A 575-nucleotide genomic window follows, 5' to 3' on the forward strand; every position below is an offset into this window, starting at 1 on the left:
TACAGGGTGACGTTCGAGGTCGTGATGCTGAAGGTATCCCCGCCGCTGTAGGCGGTGCCGGATCCGTTGGCAGCGGTGTTCCATCCGTCAAAGGTGTATCCGGTTCTCACCAGGGATCCCGTGTTGCCCAGAACCGTAGCCGTGTCGCCGTTATGATAGCTGGTCGCGTCCGTGGGCACGGCGCCCCCGGTGTTGGCATTGCCGTCATAAGTGACCGAGTAGGTGTTTTCCGTCCACTGTGCGTACAAGGTGACATTGGAAGACCCCATGGCAAAGGTGTCTCCTCCGTTGTAGGCAGTGCCGGATCCGTTGGCGGCGGTGTTCCATCCGGCGAAGGTGTACCCGGTTTTCACCAGGGACCCGGTGTTGCCCAGAACCGTCACCGTGTCGGTTATGGTGTAGGTGTTCCCGTCCGTCGGGACGGCGCCACCGGTCTGGGTGTTACCGTCGTAGGTGACCGTGTAATTGACGGCCGTCCACTGGGCGTACAGGGTGACGTTCGAGGTCGTGATGCTGAAGGTATCCCCGCCGCTGTAGGCGGTGCCGGATCCGTTGGCGGCGGTGTTCCATCCGTC

General features: G+C 61.9%; 1 protein-coding gene. It reads right to left on the minus strand.

Going from position 1 to position 575, the window contains the following annotated elements; all coding sequences use genetic code 11:
* Positions 1 to 575, minus strand: a 575-nt coding sequence (locus ACYQ11_RS22105) for an InlB B-repeat-containing protein (RefSeq protein WP_459926005.1), incomplete at both ends; no start/stop codon positions are given.

Source organism: Desulfatiferula olefinivorans (genome assembly GCF_054657895.1).